We start from the raw sequence: 14,597 nt of genomic DNA on the forward strand, positions 1-14,597 counted from the left end.
CATAGCGGCTTGTACAGTGAAGAGAAGCGCAGAAATAGATATAATAATCATATTCATAATGAGGCCAAATCGAGCAATTGATACATTCTTATACTTGGCAATTATTCTTCCTAACACATCTAGTCCACCATTTGAACCACCAGCTCGAAGCATAATTGCTCCACCCGCAAAGGAAATAACGCCACCAAAGATTGCATTCAAGAGAATATTTTCCGTCCACATACTGTTAATAGGAATAACATGTAAGAAAAAAAGAATCACAAATCACCGCTATAACAGTATACAGAACAAACTTCCGTCCAAGATGAATATAAGCTAATACGAGCAACGGTATGTTAAAAAGAAAATATTGAACACCAACAGAGAGACCCGTAAGCTGATAAATTATCATACAAATCCCCATCAGCCCCCCTGCTAAAAGATGAGAAGGCAATAACAACGTATTAGAGCCAATGGCTACACAAATACTTCCTACAAGTATGAACCCCAACTCTTTTGTGATTTTTATATACATATGTTGTTTCATATTTCACCTCATCTTGGTAGACTACCTCCATTACCCCCTATTATTTTCCTGCTATCCATTAAACATACAAAAAAAGAAGACCTAGTTAAACATAGATCTTCCTGTCTTTCTCCCTTATAAAAGCTTGCTCACATGAATGACTTCTCGATAGCCTGCTCTTGTTAAATGATATTCCTCATCTAAATAGCCTTCTCGATAAAGCGCTTGAAGGGTTTCTAGCGGAATATTGTTTCGCATTTGATCTAATCTTTCATTTATTTCTTGAAGTGAAGCTGTCTCCACCACTTCAGGCGTCATTGCTCGAACAATTCCTTCTAATTTCGCATCACGCTTTTGAAATAATTGCGGCGTTTTAGTAATAGCTTGAGAAATTTTGGCACCAAACTGAATCATATCTTGTTTTAGTTTAGATGCTCGTTTCTCCTTTTCTTCGATTTGTTGCTCAAAAAATTTTTTCTCTTCTTCATTGAGGTCATCTCTCGTGTACAATTGTTGAAAAATTTGTGTTTTATCCATTTCAATTTGACGAAGTTCCTCTTCTTGTAAGCGAATCGTTTCCATTTCTTTTGCACTCGGTGTAAAAGTCACAGTAGGATCAATTCCTTCGAAAAGGTCATTCTTTTGGGTTTGTTCTTCGTTAGAGGATACGACAGAACGTTTTGACGGTTCTTGCTCACTTTGTGCTAGTTGATCTTTCACTTCTGTCATCAACACTAGTAGTTCCTTATACTTACGGTAATACATGAGTGAGACCGCGACAGCAAATAACGAAGCAAATAACGAAATAAAGTCTGAAAAGCGAAAAACAAATGACGAAACAGCAATTTTATATAACAATAGTAATACTACTGCTGCAATCACAATGACTTTAAGCCAACTTTCTCGGTTAGCTATTTGTTCACTTTTCTTCATAAATATGCACCCTTTCTACTGCTTTCTTTCATTAAAATAACGAAAAAGTGTTCTCATGTCCAATGATTATAAGAATAAAGATAATTTGACGTGTGAAAATTTTAAATTAAGGAATACATAGAAGACCCATTACTATAAGGAGTGTTTCTATAGATGCCATCACCATTTCGCCAATTTCATACTCATGTAAATCGTTATCGGCAAATGTCCAAACGAGAACGATTTCATCAATTACATACAAATCTTTGGTTTACTTCTTTACGATTTATCTTATATTCTTTATTTTTATTAACCCTTTCTTTTACACTCGATGATTATTTCACTATAGGGGAACGGTCGTTTTTTTACATTAGCTTCTCTCTCACTCATTCTCTTGTCAGTACATTAACGGCAGGACTATTAACATTAACGACCTTCACTTTTAACTTAGTTCTTGTTGTATTCACCACTTTTTCAAGTCAATTCTCACCACGAATACTTAAAAACTTCATTTCCAACCAAGCAACACAAAGAATTTTAGGTATTTTTTCAGGAAGCTTTCTTTACATGCTTTTTTCTTTTTTTAGTTTAAATACGCAATATACAAAAAAATTTTTAGCTGTTCCTTTAACAGCCGTACTATTAGCCACCTTATCCATGGCAACATTTGTATTTTTCATTCACCATGCGGTCGGTTGGCTCCAAGTAAATAAAATGACAGATGATATGAAAAACGAGTCACTTACCATTGTAGATGGTCCTCTACAAAATGAAATTCAAGCTTATTGTATCGACGATTGTGAACAGATTGAAGCACAGGCAGCACAACTATCAGGGGCAGACGGAACAACGATTACAGCACCTTCATCTGGTTATATTCAATTAATTGACTTCAAAAATATGATTAGCGAAGCACAACAAGATCAACTCATCCTATTACTTCATCAAGATGTAGGAGAATATGTGATACAAAATACGCCCATTATTACGTATTGGAAAAATGGTAGTGGCTATGTTAATAAAGAGAAATACACGGCATTATTCAGCATTGGTAACGCCCAAAAAGAAGTACAAGATATTGGATTCAGCATTAACAAATTAGTAGAGGTTGCGATTCGCTCGCTCGGAAATTACGATCCAAAAACAACCCAAAATGCTTTAAATCATCTTGCGGATCTCTTGGCTTATCTTTCTTCTGTAGCAACGTTCAATCCCTATCTTGTTGATGAAAATGAGCAACTTCGAATGATTACTCCAAAGAAAAATTTTAGTGATTATTTGTATAACAGCTTAGGTTATATTCGCCACTATGCTGGTGAAAATATCATTGTCGGGTTAGAAATTTTAAAGATTTTAAAATTAATTGCAAAAACAGCATCACCTAGAGATTTAGAAGCTATATGGAATTTTTCCGTCTATACAGTAACGGGTTATCAAAAGCTCTTTTTGTTTTCTCTGGATCGGCATAAATTTAATGAAATGCTTTATGAAATTGCTGTAGCAACCAATCATACTGATGATTTCACAAAAATCATTAACGGCAATGAACTATAGCTTCCCATTTTTCTAAAAAAAGGATTTTATTTTCTTCTGCAGAACTGTAATAAGAATACAAATCGTGTTAAAAATAGGTAGCATTCGGGTATAAATAGAGAGAAAGGAGGAAGAGTGAATGACCATTAAATATAAGGTGGTAGAAGCAAGTGGGCGCTTTACCTTTAATCCAGAAACCGTGCCAGAAGCAACTCGTCTTATGACAAAAGAAGAGGCCGAACGTCTTAAAGCTAAATTAGAGGAATGTGTACCTTTTCAGCTTGACATCATAAAAGTAGAAGTAAATTAAAAACAGCTTGAGCTTTTTTGCCCAAGCTGTTTTTTATTGGTTTCAAGGAATAACATGTTAAAATTTCAAAAAAGCTTCATACATATTCAAAAAAGCCTTTCCCAATACTACTTGTTGGGAGGTTACCATATGTTTATATCAACTGTTTTAAGCTTATTACTTGCTACTTCATCTGTTACGCAACCGAAACATCCAGTTCAACCCGTTCAAACGAAAGATAGCATTACCCTTGTTCAAAATGGCCAGACGATTGCCATTGTAGAAAGGCAAAAATTCTCACTTCCTCTTCCAGGAACGCCGATTGTTTCCTCAGAAAAGTATAATGCTTTCCTAAAACAACTGCGTGATCAGTTGTATATTGCTCCTAAAAATGCACGCATTGATGCGTATGGCCGTATTGTGCCAGGTGCCTATGGATCTACGCTGAATGCCCCTCTTTTTAAAGAGTATTTCTACCGTGCTTTCTTTGATCGCAATGCTTCAAAGGTGATTGTACCAACGAGGTTAACATACCCTAAAGTTGACAGTGAATTATTGAGTACGATTCGCAGTAATCAACTCGGTCGCTACATGACATACTTTAATCATTCGAATGCTTCACGAATCCATAATATTTCCTTAGCAGCCAAAGCAATTGATAACCATGTTGTTTTTCCTGGCGAAACATTTTCCTTCAATTCGGTTGTTGGAAAACGCACGAGTAAGCGTGGTTATGAAAAAGCACCCGTTATTATAAAAGGTGAGCTATCAGAAGGTGTAGGTGGTGGGATTTGTCAAGTTTCATCTACTCTTTTTAATGCAGCAGATGCAGCCGGCTTAACCATTGTTCAACGATTTTCTCATAGTCGGAGAGTACCGTACGTTCCTAAAGGACGTGATGCAACTGTAAGTTGGTACGGTCCAGATTTCCGTTTTTATAATCATTATGGACAACCGATTCTGATTCGAGCAAAAGCATACGGCAGCAGTATGGCAGTGTGGATTACTACTTCTGAAGCAGTAAAAAAGGTTCCACGGCGTAAAAAATAATGAGTTTGTGTCAACTTTGTTAACCATTGCACAAACCCATTCCACAAAGGAACGAACGGTGATAGAATACTGGTAGCAAATCATCTTTGGAAAGAAGTGATGATATGAAAAGTCTACCGTTTTTCTATACGCTGTATTTAATTAATGGTTTACTTCTTGCCGGTGGTCTCGTAAGTCCAGCATATTTAATGGCTGCTCGCTGGAGCATGATTTTTTTTAATGTTACTGCTCTTGCTGCCCTCATTTATTATAAAGAACGAAACAATAGAGAAGGTTGGAAACAATTAAAGACGCGAGGGCGATCCATTTGGTGGCTCTTTTTTCTCTTTAATATGGCTGCTGCCATCAATGAAGTACTACATTCAAATTTATTTTCTTAATACGAGTGAAGAAGTCGGGATGATCCGGCTTCTTTTTTTTTGTGAAGTGAGCTGATCGAGTTCCTAAGAACTATCATTTCATGTATTTTCCATAAAACCGTTTACAAAAATATAATTTATCGTTAAAATAAATTTTAACGATAAATTATATTTAAAAGGAGAAATTGCCATGTCCTCTGTCTCATTACCTTCTTTATCAAAAAAAGTGTTACCATCTCGTCCCCTTTTTAAAAACCGTGCCTTCATCTTCTTGCTAACAGCTGGTTTATTTGCTAATCTCGCCTTTTCGCTTTATATAATTAGCGAAACCTGGTATGTTCTTAACACACTACAACAACCTAAAAGATTAGGAACCATTCTTGTTTTTGCCACACTGCCAAGACTTCTACTAATGACATTCGCTGGTGTACTAGGGGATCGTTATTCTAGGCAACGCATTTTAACCGTCACACTTTTTGCACGTAGCCTTCTTTTACTTGGAATCCTGCCTGTATTTTATTACAACTATTTAAACTTTTCGGTTCTTTGTATCTTTACCGTTCTCTTTGGTGCTTTGGATGCTTTTTATTGGCCTATTAGTCAAACATTAATGACGGAACTTGTTTCTAAAGAACAACTTGTCCGTGCTAACTCTCTTAGCATGATGATTTATAATATCACCTCACTAACCGGTCCAATTCTAGCAGGCATTATTTTAACATTTTTCTCCTATGGTATCATTTTCCTGACAACCTCAATCATGCTCATCTTCAGTGCCCTTATTATATATTGTAGCGTGCAAACAAAAAGCGCTTCTCACGAACCACGAAAGGAACGCCAAGATTCATCATTTTTAATGGACTTCAAACAAGGGCTTACTTATGTAAAAAGTATTCCGTTTCTACTGATTATGATGTTTGCCTCCATCATTATAAATTTACTTATTGTTGGGCCACTATCCATCGGCATCCCATTTATCGCTAAACAAACACTACACGGTGACGTCCTGTCGCTCAGCTATATGGAAACTGCGTTTGCAGTCGGTCTTCTTGGTGGGGCTACACTTATTTCCATTACGCAATTACGACGCAAACGACCTCTCGTTCAAATGAGCAGCATCGGTTGCTTAGCACTATGCGTCTTACTTTTAAGCCAAGTTCATATGCTATGGCAGTGCCTCATACTACTTAGTGTGGCGGGAATATTCTTAGGAATCGTTAACAGCCTAGGCCCTGCGCTCGTTCAAGAACAAACCGATCCTATAATGATGAGTCGTGTACAAAGCATACTAGCTACTGGTTCTATGGGGTTTGTACCGTTATCTTTTGCTTTAATGTCCGTTTTACTATCCAGCTTTTCAATTCATACGATTTTACTTTATAGCGGTGCCGCCTTGTTTATTTTTATACTGTGTATTTGTATTAGTAGCCAATCCATTCGTACGATGAATTAATTGTTGCAACATTTCCCTCTTTTATTGGATGTATGGTATCCTTTTTACAAACAACGGTTGAGGTGGGATACTCGTGCAAGTAAAACCAAATTCTATTGAACTTATGAAAATCTTCAGCGACCCTAGACGATTACAAATTTTACATGCTGCTCTTGACGAACCGATTACAGTGAAACAACTTGCAATCGAGCTAAATGAACAACCGTCTAGATTGTATTATCATGTAAAAAAACTAGAAGAAGCTGACCTTCTCGAAGTGACAGAAACTAAGCAACTTGGTAATCTTACTGAAAAATATTATCAAACGGTAAATATGAAGGATACGCTATATCGTGGTAGCCCACAAATTCAAGCCGAACAGCCAGAAGTAACGCTATCACTTACCTATCAATTAATTCAGCCTGCGCTCACGTTATTAGAGAAATCATTAGAGGAGATTCGCAAAGCGAAAGAACAAAATATACATCATACGTCTCACCTCTATCAATTTGATATTAGTTCCGTGAGCGATCGATTAACCGCACAAGAATGGGCTGATTCGATCCCTAAAATAATACAAATGATAGCAAAGAAGGATGAAAACACGATCCCCCTTCCTTCCCGTACCTTTACTGAAGAGGAAGGAAAAGAACAAGGTACGTACCAATATGTTTTACTTAGCTATCGATTAGAAGATGTTGAACACGTGAAAAACGAAAATACGAAAAAACCACCTCTTTAAAATAATGGGGGGGTTTTTCGTGTCATATTCCCTCTAATGTCCTAGCCGACGTACTTTCTCCTCTAGAAGCCTGTGCAACTCCCATTCGATTTAGTAGCCGTTTTTATTACTGTGTAACTATATCCTCATTTTCATTAAACCTTCCTGTTCTCTTAAAAAATAAGGATTATGTTGAGAGGCGTTTCCAAAACAGCAATCTATATTTACCCTGATCATTTCTCAAGTTAATAACCATAAAAATACTTAAATTACACAATAATCAACTGTAAAAAAATAAATTAACAGAAAATTTTAACCTATGATTATACAACTTTTCTCCCATGTTTGCACTTGGGAAAAAATAAGTGCAGAATAGTTTGAATACTGTAATTAAATACTTTGATTTTCCCAATAAAACTTCTTTTACACTGTGATATAGTAATGTACAAGGGCGCCCCCTATAAAAATTCGGAGGGTTAAGATGAAAAAAGGATTAGTAGCAATCGTCTCAGCAACAGTATTATTTGGCTCAGCTTATCAAGCAGCTGCTGCATACGAACCAGGAACAAACGCACAAAAACTAGTAGTAATCGAAAATCATAACAAGAATGCAGCCAACCTACAAGTAACGAAAGAAGGTTACCAGTCTGCTCCCTCATTTATTTCAGGAAATATTTCAAAAGATACATATCTTTCAAAAGAAGATATCTTAACGTTTTTGAAAAATAATAATAAGTTATTTTCCTTTGATGCCAAGAAAAACGTAACGTTTGTTAGCGAAACAAAAGATTCTCTTGGCATGAAACATTACGTATTTAATCTTTCAATTAATGGAGTTCCAGTTGATGATGCACGACTGTTCGTGCATACAGATCAGCATGGTAAAATTACTGCAATTAACCATGACGTGCAAAGTAATCTCCCTACTGATGGGAAGGCTGCAAAAAAGCTAAGCAAAGAAACAGCCATTCAAAAAGCTTGGAAACATGTTGGAGAAGCACCAAAAAAAGAAGTAAAACCATTAGCCGTTAAAGGGGCAAGCCCAAATAGCCTTGGTGAAAAAGCAAAGCTTGTCATGGTGAAAGATGGCAATGATTATAAATTAGCTTATCGTGTTGCGTTGCAATATATTGCACCTACTCCAGCAAATTGGCAAGTATATGTAGATGCTACCGATGGTCATATCATCAAAAGCCGTAATGATATTATGGATGATGGAGCTGAAACCGGCTCAGGAAAAGGTGTCCTTGGCGATACGAAATCACTGAACACAACGTCTTCTAAAGGTAGCTATTATTTATCAGATGGAACAAAGGGTATGGGTGGCAATCATCGAATCGAAACATACGATGCAGCTAACGTTGATTACACAAGTGATCAACTTCCTGGAACATTAATGAAAGATTCTGATAATAAATGGACATCTTCTGAACAAGCAGCAGCTGTTGATGCTCACTTTTACGCAGGAAAGGTATATGATTATTACAAGAAAACATTCGGTCGCAACAGTTTTGACGGAAAAGGCTCATCATTAATTTCTTCCGTACATGTAGGTAGTGATTGGAATAATGCGGTTTGGAACGGTCAGCAAATGCTTTACGGAGATGGCGATGGCAGGGAGTTTGGAAGCCTTGCTGGGGCATTAGATGTAGTAGCTCATGAACTAACGCATGCTGTAACAGAGTACTCCGCTAACTTAAAATACGAAGGTCAATCTGGCGCATTAAATGAGTCAATGTCTGATGTATTTGGTTACTTCCTTGATCCAAGTGATTGGTGGGTGGGAGAAGATGTATACACACCAGGTAAATCTGGAGATGGGCTTCGCAACTTGCAAAAGCCTGAGCTCGGAGCGGATGGTGGTCAACCTTCACATATGAAAAATTATGTAAATACTTCTGAAGATGACGGTGGCGTTCATACAAACAGCGGTATTCCTAATAAAGCTGCTTACTTAACCATTTCTGCAATGGGTCAAGCAAAAGCTGAAAAAGTATACTATCGTGCTTTAACAACTTACATGACGTCTTCAACAAACTTTAGTGGCGCACGTGCTGCACTTTTAAGTGCTACTGCTGATTTATTTGGTAAAGATGGTACAGAATATAATGCTGTGAAGACAGCATGGTCAAATGTTGGTGTGAACTAATTTATTTTTCTTATTATAGGAAAGAGCGGGAATTCCCGCTCTTTTATTATTTTTTTGGTGCTGAAATACTCGGTTGAAAAGACCCACCACCATAATAGTCAGGTACGTCTTGAGGAATAATAAACTGACCGAGTTTTACTTTATTCTTTACCGTTACTTTTTCAGAAGAAAAAGGAACAACTACTTGCAAATGCACCGAAATCACTACATAAATCTCAACAGATGGATTATTGATCCCGACATTAATCGTTTTCGTTTCAAGCTCTGTATCGACATTGCCGATGACGCTCATTTCAACAGGAAGCTTCGGTCCAGCATCCGTCAATAAAGCATTACTAAAAATGGCCCCCATCGGTAAATCATAAACGACAGAATCTAACACTTTGCCATTTGCAATGGTTGATGAATGCTGATCTTTCCGAATTTCATGATGTATGCTTCGTGTAATGCTTACAAGAACTTCACTAAACATTTTATCATTTGGCATATAAACAGGTTTTCCACCTTTAGGTTGCTGTACAATCATTACTTTGTCATTATCAATTTTGCTCATATTGGCAGCAATTGCATCGTTAATTGCAACATCGGCAATATTTCTAACTTCAGATGAGGCAATGTTTTTTAATATTGGTTGGATTTTTTCATCGACAATCCAAAATGAAAAAAGAGTAAGCACAATAAGAATGATAAAAGAATAGAGAAGAACTTTCTTTAAAGGAAGTGGACCTTTTCGCAATTTCATTCGACCGCGCAACCATTATCCCCCCTCCCTTATAGCTACGCCCAAGCCTCCTTATTTATACATGCAAAAAAAGCCTCTTTAAGCAGAAGCTTCTTAATCGCTATGAAGGATTTTTCCAATTTGCCACACCGTCATCTTCATCAAATTGTATCGTAATATCCAGTACACCATGTTCCTTCGTAATTCTCTCAGAAAGACGATCCTTTATATCATCTGCTTCCGCTACCGTTAACGTTGGATCAATTTCCACTTCAAGCTCTGCGTGTAATGCCTCGCCTTCTTTAATAACTGTTACTGATACAATATCTTTCACATCAGGATCCTTCATAAGCAGCTGACTTATTCGTTCCTCCATGATGGAATCTGCTTCTCCTAATGCGCCCGCTGCATTTTCTAAAAAAACCTTTCCCACAACATAAAGCATCATCAGACCAATTATAATAGAAGCAAGTCCCTCCGCTTGATGAAAGGACGTTGCTTTACTAACAACAATTGCTATAATAGCTAGAATACCACCACCAGTAGCTACTAAATCTTCCATAAATACAAGTTTTGTTGCTGGTTTCGCTCGTGAAAGTGCACCAAAACTTTTTACAATGACACCTATACCATTTGTTGGTACATTGGCATCATGAAGCACTTCTTTCATCGCTTTATATAATACGAAAGATTCCAGTAACACACCGACAAAAAGAACGGCGAGATTAATCAGCACACCTTTAGAAGGTGTTGGGTGCAGAACGTGTGACCATCCTTCTTTTATTGTTTCAAAAGCCATAATCCCTACAATTAAAACGGCTCCTAATAATACTAAATGAACGAGGCGTCCAAAACCATTTGGAAATCGTTTTGTCGGGGATTTTTTGCTTAATGCCGAGCCAATATAAACGAAAAATTGATTAGCAGCATCCCCGAGGCTGTGCATCGTTTCTGCAAACATCGCTACATTTCCTGTTACAAAAAAGGCTGTACCTTTTATAAGAGCAATAATCGTATTTACAATAGCTGCTATGCGTGCTGATTTGCTGCCTTTTCTTAATAAAATTAAAAGCTCTTTCATGTCATCACCTCGTATTCTTTTTCCAAACACGATGCATCATAAAAGCTGCCACTCCAATTAAAAGTGCTAACAAAATGCTAATATAAAAGCCTGGTCGAGATTCTGGTTCTGCTAACGTTCCCGTGATGCTACCGACCACTAACGTAGCTGACAGCCATAAAATCCAACGATGCTTACGCTGTTTCTTTAACAGTTTTCGTGAAGAAAACAGGATAAATAACCAATTATATAGCAGGAGAATCCCTGCAGCTGTTGTAATATACTCATAAATCTTCCCAGGCATAATGAGTGCGGCTAGTACTGATACGACTAACCCTGCCGTCCCCAAGCCTAGTGATGCTATAGGTAAATTTCTCAGCTTCTTTACTTTTTTTGCAAAAAGAGCAGGTGCGTCGCGTTCTTCTCCCATCGTACAAAGTAAGTTTGTAACACCAAATAAAGAGGCGGCCATCGTAGAAAAACCAGCAATTATGATGGCTATATTAAAGATATGTGGGAAGAATGGTAAATGATAATCACTTAATGCTATAACAAATGGACTTTTTTTATCGTTAAATTCGTGATGAAATACCATAACGGCGACTAGTAACATTGATATGCCATAAATACCTGCCAAAACACTCAACATAACCTTGCCTGCCTTCGGACCGTCTTCTCGTTTTTTCAACTGTAATGCCATAATGCCAATAACTTCAACACCACCAAAGGCATAAAAAGCATAGATCAGCGAAGACCAAAAGCCCCGTGCTCCATCTGGGAAAAAACCATGCCACGTTGTTGGTAAGCCGGGATGAGTAACCTCTCCATTAAACATTCCAGACAGCGCTAACGTTGCAATAACAATAAACATAACAATTGCCGCTACTTTTATAACCGCAAATATATTTTCGATACGGTCGAAACCTTTCGAGCCCGCGATGACGACAAGAAGCGCCAAACTAGCATACCCTGCTGCAAAAACCCATAAAGGTACGTTAGCAAACCAAAAGCGCGTAAGAATAGATAACGCCGTCAATTGGCTTCCCATCACAAGAACATTAGAAATCCAATAATTCCATCCACACGAAAAACCAGCCCAGCGTCCAAACGCTTTATGTGCATACGCACAAAATGAACCTTTTTGAGGATCATGGACAGTCATTTCTGCTAAAACATGATAAACCCCATACGTTCCAACAGCTGCTAATAAAAAAGATAAAATAATCGACGGACCCGTAATCATTATTCCAATAGATGAGCCTAAAAAATAACCGGTTCCGATTGTACAGCCTATCCCCATTAAAGATAACTGCCACCAAGCTAAATGACCTTTTTGTTGACCGGGATTAGAAGACGTACATCCCTTTGCTTTCGTCATCTCCTACACCCCCTTGTTTTATGAGTTTCTAGAATTAGTGTCTCAAAAAACATAGTGATTATGTATGTAAGTAGCATGGATCAATATGTGGTAGAACGAAAAAAAGTACCGTGTCTCCTAATGTGACAGGGTACTTTAACTTTATTCTTTCTTAAATCCTTCTTCGTCTAAATACTCGGTTGCTTCTTTATAGGATTCAAAAGCTGCTTCTAAGTTCTCTCCGGCATAAATGTTCCATAGTTCGTCTTCATGAATGAGTAGCAAGCGCTCGTCATCTTCTGCAACCCAATATTCCACGATGGTTTCTTGTTGAGACGGCTCTTCAAACGTGTCATCTCCTTGTAAAAAATTCATGGATGCTTCAATGAGATCTATTAATGCTTCTTCTGTATAGTCACGAATATTAATAAGTCCTTTTTCATTACGTTCTTTTTTTGGTAAATGACCCGCATAGACAAAGCCATTTCCATTTGGATGAAGGTTTTGCACGACGATTTTTTTGTCGCGTTTACTTTCTTCAAAGTGATAATTGATCCGGCCTAAAGATATTTCTTTCGCTTCTAATTCCGGAAAATGTTGCTGTATTACTTGTTTCTTTTCTTCAAATGTTAGCATAATTCGCCTCTTCTCTTATACTCTTTCCTTTTGTCAGTATACCACACTAACGCATGTGTCCAATTATTATTTAAAAATCATATTTTTCTTTACGGTAAAGGATGCAAGCAATAAAACAAGTGCTGTTATTGCTAAACAAGTTACAAGGAGTTGTATCAAAAAAGCAAGATCTGGCGCAAAGGCTTTTATAGAATGCCACGGCGCTTCCGAGTTGCGAATATAAAGGGGAATCACAATTATAGAAAGGACTCCTAAACTAATACCCGTTATACGACATGTCCATTTTTTTCGGATTAAGCGCGCTCTTATCTTCAAGATCAGATACACGGTCACTACAAGTAACATAACACAAAGAGCAACCATAATAAGTTGAATGGCAGGAGCTGGTTTAGTAGGTATACTCACTGGTTCTTGTCCGTTCATAAGACGAATTAAGCCTCTCTTTAAAAAAGGTAAGGTACTTTCTTCTTCTGCATGATTTTTGTTCGTTAATATAACGCCACTCCAGCCAGTGTGAGGATACACAAAAAACTCAGCATGAGCATCCGGTGTTGTTCCTGAATGCCAAACCACTTCCTCCTTAGCACCTGGATAAGAGACACGCAATCCAAAACCATAGTATTCATCTGGATCAATTTTATACAAAGGCGATGTATATTTTTTTAAATTTTCAGGTGTTAAATACCCTACCGCATTCATTCCTTGTAAAAAATTCATATATTGAACAAGGTCTAAGGCACTTGCAGCAATATATTCGTAAGGAGTTCCACCATTATCATAGGCAATGACCGTCTTTTTCGGATAGCCAAACCACGATTGATACCCCGGTAAATATCCCTTTTTTTCCGCAGTCTTTTGCTCAGCTGCTGCATGTGTCATGCCTAAGGGACGAAATACTTCCTCACTCATATATCGGCTAAAGGATGTATGCGTAACCGCCTGAATAACCGCACCTAAAATTAGAAAATTTGTATTGCTATATTGATATTTAACACCTGGTTTAGCAATAAGCGTAACGTTCGCTAAGGTTTTAACATCTCTTTTAATGGCTCCAATATCGCGCTCACCCTTATCAGCAATGACTAGTCCCGATTCATAGCTTAAGCCACTCGTATGATCGAGCAATTGCTTAATCGTCATGTGTTCACTTGCCTCTTGGTCTTTTACTCTAAACCAAGAAAGATAATGTTTGACGGGGGCGTTCAATTGAATTTTTTTATCCTGAATTAACTTTGCAATCGCAAGTCCTGTTAACGATTTACTAATAGAGCCGATAATAAAAGGCGTTTGTAATGTAATGGGCTTTTCATGAGCACCAGTAACACCCCACGCTTTTGAATAATACATTTTACCGTTATGTACAAGCGCAATCGATGCACCAGGGATTCGCTGTTCCTTAAAAAACGCTTCCGCATAATGATCAATCTGCTGTATTTTATTTGGAGCTGGTTTTCCTGCTGTCGCTGGCATACAGATGATCAAGAGGAGAATAAGGATTACAACACTGGAAACTAGTTTTTTCTTTAACATCCGGCGGTCACCCAATGGTATAGCAAATCCTTTGTTAGCGTGAATTTTTGTGGCACGAGGATTAGCTCCTTCCTTCAGTCAATGGCATTTTTTATAGTGTAAATGCTCTATAACCATCTTTGCACAATTATGTTTTTTTATACATAGTTTTCCTATGAAAATAAGGTACCACAGCAAGCGCTTTTACACCCATTTTATCCCTTTATTCTTTAAACTGACTGACCGATGCATCCGTTAATGTGTAAAAGTGAAAATGATTAAATTATACTTCTTTTTTACTAGTTTGACACTTGGGAAAATAAATGGGCAGAATAGTTTGAAAACTATAATAAATTACTTTTAT

At 37.4% G+C, this 14,597-nt stretch carries 15 protein-coding genes; 7 read left to right on the forward strand and 8 right to left on the reverse strand.

All coding sequences use genetic code 11. The features are described from left to right. The 3 genes from A374_RS19485 to A374_RS07425 all read right to left on the reverse strand — a co-directional run. The coding region (locus A374_RS19485; protein WP_007201584.1) for a YitT family protein at nucleotides 1-201 on the reverse strand (201 nt) is incomplete at its 3' end. Between the two features lie 25 nt (nucleotides 202-226). Further along, nucleotides 227-526, reverse strand: a complete 300-nt coding sequence (locus A374_RS19490) for a YitT family protein (protein WP_007201585.1) — start codon at nucleotides 524-526, stop codon at nucleotides 227-229. A gap of 114 nt (nucleotides 527-640) precedes the next feature. Next, nucleotides 641-1,438: a hypothetical protein gene (locus tag A374_RS07425; protein WP_007201586.1), complete on the reverse strand. Its 798-nt coding sequence runs from the start codon at nucleotides 1,436-1,438 to the stop codon at nucleotides 641-643. 153 nt (nucleotides 1,439-1,591) lie between these two features. Here A374_RS07425 and A374_RS07430 point away from each other — a divergent pair, with 153 nt between their 5' ends. From A374_RS07430 to A374_RS07455, 7 genes are all read left to right on the forward strand, one after another. Beyond that, nucleotides 1,592-2,971, forward strand: coding sequence for a DUF2254 domain-containing protein (locus A374_RS07430; protein ID WP_007201587.1), 1,380 nt, complete (start codon nucleotides 1,592-1,594; stop codon nucleotides 2,969-2,971). Nucleotides 2,972-3,089: 118 nt separating this feature from the next. Then, the gene (locus A374_RS20540) at nucleotides 3,090-3,260 is read left to right on the forward strand and encodes a hypothetical protein (RefSeq protein WP_156793169.1); all 171 of its coding nucleotides are present in this window, start codon (nucleotides 3,090-3,092) and stop codon (nucleotides 3,258-3,260) included. Between the two features lie 129 nt (nucleotides 3,261-3,389). Continuing rightward, nucleotides 3,390-4,289 (forward strand): VanW family protein, encoded by a 900-nt coding sequence (locus A374_RS07435; protein ID WP_007201588.1) that lies wholly within the window; start codon nucleotides 3,390-3,392, stop codon nucleotides 4,287-4,289. Between the two features lie 104 nt (nucleotides 4,290-4,393). Continuing rightward, entirely contained in the window at nucleotides 4,394-4,669 is a 276-nt protein-coding gene (locus tag A374_RS07440) for a hypothetical protein (RefSeq protein ID WP_007201589.1), read from the forward strand. A gap of 169 nt (nucleotides 4,670-4,838) precedes the next feature. After that, the gene (locus A374_RS07445) at nucleotides 4,839-6,101 is read left to right on the forward strand and encodes an MFS transporter (RefSeq protein WP_007201590.1); all 1,263 of its coding nucleotides are present in this window, start codon (nucleotides 4,839-4,841) and stop codon (nucleotides 6,099-6,101) included. Between the two features lie 73 nt (nucleotides 6,102-6,174). After that, nucleotides 6,175-6,822: a winged helix-turn-helix domain-containing protein gene (locus A374_RS19495; RefSeq protein WP_007201591.1), complete on the forward strand. Its 648-nt coding sequence runs from the start codon at nucleotides 6,175-6,177 to the stop codon at nucleotides 6,820-6,822. A 460-nt stretch (nucleotides 6,823-7,282) separates the two neighbouring features. Next, complete coding sequence (locus A374_RS07455) at nucleotides 7,283-8,950, forward strand: M4 family metallopeptidase (protein ID WP_007201592.1); 1,668 nt, start codon at nucleotides 7,283-7,285, stop codon at nucleotides 8,948-8,950. A 46-nt stretch (nucleotides 8,951-8,996) separates the two neighbouring features. Here A374_RS07455 and yunB read toward each other — a convergent pair whose 3' ends face one another. From yunB to A374_RS07480, 5 genes are all read right to left on the reverse strand, one after another. Further along, nucleotides 8,997-9,704, reverse strand: a complete 708-nt coding sequence (gene yunB / locus A374_RS07460) for a sporulation protein YunB (RefSeq protein ID WP_007201593.1) — start codon at nucleotides 9,702-9,704, stop codon at nucleotides 8,997-8,999. Between the two features lie 88 nt (nucleotides 9,705-9,792). Beyond that, nucleotides 9,793-10,752, reverse strand: a complete 960-nt coding sequence (locus tag A374_RS07465; protein ID WP_007201594.1) for a cation diffusion facilitator family transporter — start codon at nucleotides 10,750-10,752, stop codon at nucleotides 9,793-9,795. Between the two features lie 4 nt (nucleotides 10,753-10,756). Continuing rightward, nucleotides 10,757-12,109 (reverse strand): amino acid permease, encoded by a 1,353-nt coding sequence (locus A374_RS07470; RefSeq protein ID WP_007201595.1) that lies wholly within the window; start codon nucleotides 12,107-12,109, stop codon nucleotides 10,757-10,759. Between the two features lie 141 nt (nucleotides 12,110-12,250). Beyond that, nucleotides 12,251-12,724: a hypothetical protein gene (locus A374_RS07475; RefSeq protein WP_007201596.1), complete on the reverse strand. Its 474-nt coding sequence runs from the start codon at nucleotides 12,722-12,724 to the stop codon at nucleotides 12,251-12,253. Between the two features lie 66 nt (nucleotides 12,725-12,790). After that, complete coding sequence (locus A374_RS07480) at nucleotides 12,791-14,254, reverse strand: serine hydrolase domain-containing protein (protein ID WP_007201597.1); 1,464 nt, start codon at nucleotides 14,252-14,254, stop codon at nucleotides 12,791-12,793. Between the last annotated feature and the right edge of the window lie 343 nt (nucleotides 14,255-14,597).

It is taken from the genome of Fictibacillus macauensis ZFHKF-1 (assembly GCF_000269865.1).
Classification (GTDB): Bacteria; Bacillota; Bacilli; order Bacillales; family Fictibacillaceae; genus Fictibacillus_C; species Fictibacillus_C macauensis.

Bases quoted from the DNA above. Each gene is read 5' to 3' on its own strand.
- A374_RS07425 (WP_007201586.1), bottom strand. From the start codon at position 1,438: ATGAAGAAAAGTGAACAAATAGCTAACCGAGAAAGTTGGCTTAAAGTC.
- A374_RS07465 (WP_007201594.1), bottom strand. From the start codon at position 10,752: ATGAAAGAGCTTTTAATTTTATTAAGAAAAGGCAGCAAATCAGCACGC.
- A374_RS07440 (WP_007201589.1), top strand. From the start codon at position 4,394: ATGAAAAGTCTACCGTTTTTCTATACGCTGTATTTAATTAATGGTTTA.
- A374_RS07430 (WP_007201587.1), top strand. From the start codon at position 1,592: ATGCCATCACCATTTCGCCAATTTCATACTCATGTAAATCGTTATCGG.
- A374_RS19490 (WP_007201585.1), bottom strand. From the start codon at position 526: ATGAAACAACATATGTATATAAAAATCACAAAAGAGTTGGGGTTCATA.
- A374_RS07435 (WP_007201588.1), top strand. From the start codon at position 3,390: ATGTTTATATCAACTGTTTTAAGCTTATTACTTGCTACTTCATCTGTT.
- A374_RS07480 (WP_007201597.1), bottom strand. From the start codon at position 14,254: ATGTTAAAGAAAAAACTAGTTTCCAGTGTTGTAATCCTTATTCTCCTC.
- A374_RS07470 (WP_007201595.1), bottom strand. From the start codon at position 12,109: ATGACGAAAGCAAAGGGATGTACGTCTTCTAATCCCGGTCAACAAAAA.
- A374_RS07455 (WP_007201592.1), top strand. From the start codon at position 7,283: ATGAAAAAAGGATTAGTAGCAATCGTCTCAGCAACAGTATTATTTGGC.
- A374_RS07445 (WP_007201590.1), top strand. From the start codon at position 4,839: ATGTCCTCTGTCTCATTACCTTCTTTATCAAAAAAAGTGTTACCATCT.
- A374_RS07475 (WP_007201596.1), bottom strand. From the start codon at position 12,724: ATGCTAACATTTGAAGAAAAGAAACAAGTAATACAGCAACATTTTCCG.
- A374_RS20540 (WP_156793169.1), top strand. From the start codon at position 3,090: ATGACCATTAAATATAAGGTGGTAGAAGCAAGTGGGCGCTTTACCTTT.